Source organism: Pantoea sp. CTOTU49201, from assembly GCF_032054795.1.
GTDB classification, from domain to species: domain Bacteria; phylum Pseudomonadota; class Gammaproteobacteria; order Enterobacterales; family Enterobacteriaceae; genus Pantoea; species Pantoea symbiotica.
On sequence record NZ_DAMBSA010000275.1, the window covers coordinates 1 to 5,067 of the forward strand.

Sequence of the window (5,067 nt, forward strand, 5' to 3'; positions counted from 1 at the left end):
CTCCACATCGAACGGCGCAGTTCGATATCCACGCCCGCGGTCGGTTCGTCGAGGATCAGCAGCTTCGGCTCATGCATTAGCGCACGCGCGATCATCAGGCGACGCTTCATACCGCCCGAAAGCATGCGCGCACGTTCGTTGCGTTTGCCCCACAGATCGAGCTGATTGAGGTATTTTTCCGCGCGCTTGTTAGCTTCAGCGCGTTCAACGCCGTAGTAACCGGCCTGATTAACCACAATCTGCATCACGGTCTCAAACGGGTTGAAGTTGAACTCCTGCGGCACCAGCCCGAGCTGGCGCTTGGCATTGACCACGTCTTTTTGCAGGTCATAGCCAAACACGCGCACGCTGCCGCCGGTTTTATTCACTAACGAGCTGATAATACCGATGGTGGTGGATTTTCCGGCGCCGTTTGGCCCCAGCAAGGCGTAAAAATCGCCCGCTTCCACGTTGAGATCGAGTCCTTTCAGCGCCTGTACGCCGCCGGGATAGGTTTTGGTCAGCCCGGAAATTTCCAGTGCATATGTCATTGCGAATCCATACCTTGTTGTAGAGACATCAAAGGCCTATGAAAATGGTAATGCGCACGAACGATGTCGCGGTCATTAACATTAAGAAATCAATGGAGTTTAGCAGAGAGTGAAGCCAGCCCCTAAGTCGTTGACTCACGGGCTGCGCAGTGTATCGCAGGCGGGGAAGTTTAGCCTTGGACGATTGTGCGGTTATTCACCGGTCGGGATAACTTTGCCGATATACGGCAGATGGCGATAGCGCTGAGCGTAATCAATACCAAAGCCCACCACGAACTCATCGGGAATGGTGAAGCCCACGTATTCGACGGTGACGTCCACTTCGCGGCGCTCTGGCTTATCCAGCAAAGTACAAATCGCCAGTGACTTAGGCTCACGCAGGCGTAGGATCTCGCGCACTTTGCTCAGCGTGTTGCCGGAATCGATGATGTCTTCCACGATCAGCACGTCCTTACCACGAATATCTTCATCAAGATCTTTGAGGATTTTCACATCGCGGGTGCTCGACATGCCGCTGCCGTAGCTTGACGCAGTCATAAAGTCGACTTCATGCGGCACGTCGATGGCTCGGCACAGATCGGCCATAAACATAAAGGAGCCGCGCAGCAAACCCACCAGCACCATTTCGCTGCCGCTGTCGCGGTAGTGCTCGTTAATCTGCTTGCCCAGTTCGGCAATTCGGGTTGCGATCTCTTGTTCGGAGATCATCACGTCGACGGTATGTTTCATTGCATGCGTCCAGTTACGGTTTTTGGAAAGCCACGAAGTCTATCATAGTCGAGCCAGCGTCTAACGCCGCGCACAGAACGCAAACGATTCCGTGGCGAAATTTATCGCGCTGGCGTTAACTGTAGGAACCTGTCCGCCCTTTCACCGCCGAGTTCTGGAGTTCCTATGACCGCTTCATCCAGTAAAAAAACCAAGATTGGTACGCGCGAGTTGCACCCGGAAACGCAGATGCTGAATTACGGTTACGATCCGCAGTTATCGGAAGGCGCGGTGAAACCACCGGTATTTCTCACCTCCACCTTTGTGTTTAACAGCGCCGAAGAGGGACAGGACTTTTTCGATTTCGTCGCTGGGCGTAAACAGCCGCCAGAAGGCAAAAGTGGCGGGCTGGTCTATTCGCGCTTCAACCATCCCAACAGCGAAATCGTGGAGGATCGGCTGGCGGTGTACGAAGGCGCGGAAAGCGCGGCGCTGTTCTCCTCCGGCATGTCGGCGATTGCCACTACACTGCTGACGTTTGCGCGTCCGGGTGAAGTGATTCTGCATTCCCAGCCGCTGTACGGCGGCACCGAAACGTTGCTGAGTAAAACACTGCACGATTTGGAGATCAAAGCGGTGGGATTCAGCGACGGCACCGACGAAGATAAGGTGCATGAAGCGGCGAAACTGGCTTGGCAGCGCGGACGCGTGGCGCTGATTCTGATTGAGACACCCGCCAATCCGACCAACAGTTTGGTGGATATTCAGTTGATGCAGCAGGTGGCGGATGTGATTGCGCAGCAGCAAGGATCGCGGCCGATTCTCGCCTGCGATAACACGTTGCTCGGTCCGTTATTTCAACGTCCCTTGCAGCACGGCGCGGATTTGTCGCTCTATTCCCTGACCAAATATGTCGGCGGCCATTCGGATTTGATTGCCGGTGCGGTGCTGGGGAGCAAAGCGCTGGTCGGCAAAGTGCGTTCGCTGCGCAGCGCCATCGGCACGCAGCTGGATCCGCACTCTTGCTGGATGATTGGTCGCTCGCTGGAAACGCTGTCGCTGCGCATGGAGAAAGCCACCAGCAATGCCGAAAAAGTGGCGGCGTTTTTGCGCGATCATCCGCAGGTGGAAAAACTGCATTGGCTGCCGTATCTGGCGGCTGAAAGTCCGGCGGGCAAAACGTATCAGCGCCAGTGCAGCGGTGCCGGTTCAACCTTCTCGTTTGATATTCGTGGCGGGCAAGCGGCGGCGTTCCGTTTCCTCAATACGCTGGAACTGTTCAAGCTGGCGGTGAGCCTCGGCGGCACCGAATCGCTCGCCAGCCATCCTGCCAGCACCACCCATTCGGGCGTGCCGCAGGATGTGCGGCAACGTATTGGCATCACCGATGCGACCGTGCGTTTGTCGATTGGTATCGAACATCCTGACGACTTAATTGAAGACATGCGCCTGGCGCTGGAAGCCTCGGTTAACTGACGCTAAAACCGAGCATCATGCCAGTATCTTCATGTTCCAGCAGATGACAATGCGCCATGTAGGCATTGTCGGCGTTAGCGACATAGTTGAAGCGCACCAGCACTTCGCTGCGCCAGCCGTTAACGTTAACCATGTCTTTCCAGCCGGCGCGATGCGGCGCGGGCGGCTTGCCGTTTTCTGACAGGATGCGGAATTGCGTGCCGTGAATGTGGAACGGATGCAGCATTTGATCGCCTTCACCGGAAATCGTCCACTTCTCCAGCTTGCCCAATTCGACATTGAACATCGGCTTGGTCATGTTAAATGCCTGACCGTTGATCTTGTTGCCGTTGTGGAAATCGTAGGCGGCGGTTTTACCGTGGCTGCCGTGATCCATCGCCATGTCGCCATGATCCATCGGCTTAGCGCTGTGACTCATATCCATATTGCCATGATCCATTTTCATATCGCCCATGGCTTTATCGCCGTAGCGATCCATCAACGCCTGCATGCCTTTCTGATCAAGCTGCGGATCCATCATCAGCTGCAGCCAGCGGCTTTGCAGACCTTCGGTGGCAGGAATCGGCGGTAGATCCACCAGCTTGTCCGGCAATGTGCCGCTAGCCAGCACGCGCAGTGGCAGAATATTGACCAGCGGCAGCGGTTGATCGAACGGTGCCAGCGTCATGCCCATTTGCGTGACTGGCAACGTCACCACGTCAAAGGCTTTGCCATCTGACGTATCCACCAGCACTTCAAAACGCTCGCCCGGTAGCAGCGGCAAGCTCTCCACTTTCACCGGTTCTGCCAGCAAACCGCCGTCGCTGCCGATCACATACAGCGGACGTTGATCGCTGGTAGCGATATGCAGCGAACGCGCGTTACATCCGTTAAGCAAACGCAGACGCAGCCAGCCGCGCGGCACCGCATGCTGCGGATACTGCACTCCGTTGGTCAGCATCAGATCGCCGAACCAGCCGACGGCGGCACGCATGATATCGAGCTGATAATCGATTTGCGTTCCCGCTTTATTCAACTGCTTGTCCTGGAAAATCAGCGGCACATCATCTTCGCCCCACTGCATCGGCAGACGCAGCTTGCCGGAGGCTTCATCCTCCAGCAGCACTAAACCGGCCAGACCTTGCGCCACCTGATAACCGGTTTTACCGTGCTGATGCGGATGGAACCAGCAGGTCGCGGCGGGTTGGTCGGGTGTGAAACTCACCTGACGCGTTGCACCGGGCGCAATGATCCCTTGCGGGCCGCCATCGACATCGCCGGGAATTTCCAGCCCATGCCAGTGCAAGGTGGTGGCTTCTGGCAGCTGATTATGGATATTCACCGTAACCGCTTTTTCGCGTTGCAGACGCAGCGCAGGCCCGAGCAATCCACCGTTGTACCCCCAGGTTGGCACCGCTTTGCCATTCCATTGGCTGCTGCCGGTCATGGCGGTTAAGTTGTATTGCCCGCGTGCATCAGGCTGCAAAATAGAGGGAATCGGCAATAATGGGCGTGTGGCGGCCATTAGTGAGCGGCTCCACAGCGGCAGCGCACCGGCGGCGCTGAGTGCGGCAGTCAACTTTAGAAAATGACGACGTTGCATATTCTTATCCTTGTCGTGAATAAGGGCACAGCGTAAACCTTTACCCTGCGGGAGGGTCAAGCCCTGAAACAGAATGCACTGATAAAAATGGCGGGAATGGCCCGAAAGGGCAAATTTAGCGGAATACCGGCAATAACTGTGCTAACGTCAATAAATTGTCCCTTGTTGAGAATCATTATGACGAAAAGCATCAAGATCCTGCTGCTGGCGGGACTCCTTGGCTTCTCCTCCACCAGTTTTGCCCTGAGCGAATCCGAAGCAGAAGATCTGGCCGACCTCACCGCTGTGTTCGTTTATCTCAAGAACGATTGTGGCTATCAGGATTTGCCGGACGCACAGATTCGTAAAGCGCTGGTGTTTTTCGCCCAACAAAACCGTTGGGATTTAAGCAACTACAGCAATTACAACATGAAGTCGCTGGGCGAAGAGAGCTACAAGGATTTGAGCGGTATCGCCATTACCAACGACAAGAAGTGTAAGTCGCTGGCGCGCGATTCGCTGAGTTTGCTGGCTTACGTTAAGTAATTCTGAGTGCCCGCTGTACGCTGACTCGGTTGGTGCCCGCAGTCCCCCTCCTCGGTCCTCCCCCACAAGTGGGGGAGGAAGATGCTGCAAAATGGTAGTTAGGAGTTGCATGTGGCAGCGTCTCCTTCCCCCGCTGGCGGGGGAAGGCCGGGATGGGGGATAGCCAGCACACTCCCAATCTGAATCTAAACCGTTAACTCCAATCCAATACCTCGCTCGCGCAGATCGCGGCACACCGCTTCATCC

5 protein-coding genes are annotated in these 5,067 nt (G+C 55.8%); 2 read left to right on the forward strand and 3 right to left on the reverse strand.

The window, feature by feature from the left end; translation table 11 throughout:
• Both RTY00_RS17330 and hpt read right to left on the reverse strand, forming a co-directional pair.
• On the reverse strand, positions 1-530 hold a 530-nt coding region (locus RTY00_RS17330), incomplete at its 3' end, for an ABC transporter ATP-binding protein (protein ID WP_312665266.1).
• Between the two features lie 192 nt (positions 531-722).
• The gene (gene hpt, locus RTY00_RS17335; protein ID WP_008108528.1) at positions 723-1,259 is read right to left on the reverse strand and encodes a hypoxanthine phosphoribosyltransferase; all 537 of its coding nucleotides are present in this window, start codon (positions 1,257-1,259) and stop codon (positions 723-725) included.
• Between the two features lie 165 nt (positions 1,260-1,424).
• On the opposite strand from hpt, the gene RTY00_RS17340 reads away from it, so the two are divergent.
• Positions 1,425-2,714: a cystathionine gamma-synthase family protein gene (locus RTY00_RS17340; RefSeq protein ID WP_312665267.1), complete on the forward strand. Its 1,290-nt coding sequence runs from the start codon at positions 1,425-1,427 to the stop codon at positions 2,712-2,714.
• Here the strand turns inward: RTY00_RS17340 and cueO are convergent.
• Entirely contained in the window at positions 2,707-4,296 is a 1,590-nt protein-coding gene (gene cueO, locus RTY00_RS17345; RefSeq protein ID WP_312665268.1) for a multicopper oxidase CueO, read from the reverse strand. The two genes, RTY00_RS17340 and cueO, sit on opposite strands and share 8 nt — an antisense overlap.
• Positions 4,297-4,473: 177 nt before the next feature.
• Between cueO and RTY00_RS17350 the strand changes: the two genes are divergently transcribed.
• On the forward strand, positions 4,474-4,821 hold the full coding sequence (locus RTY00_RS17350) for a YacC family pilotin-like protein (RefSeq protein ID WP_007888732.1): 348 nt from the start codon (positions 4,474-4,476) through the stop codon (positions 4,819-4,821).
• Positions 4,822-5,067 lie beyond the last annotated feature (246 nt).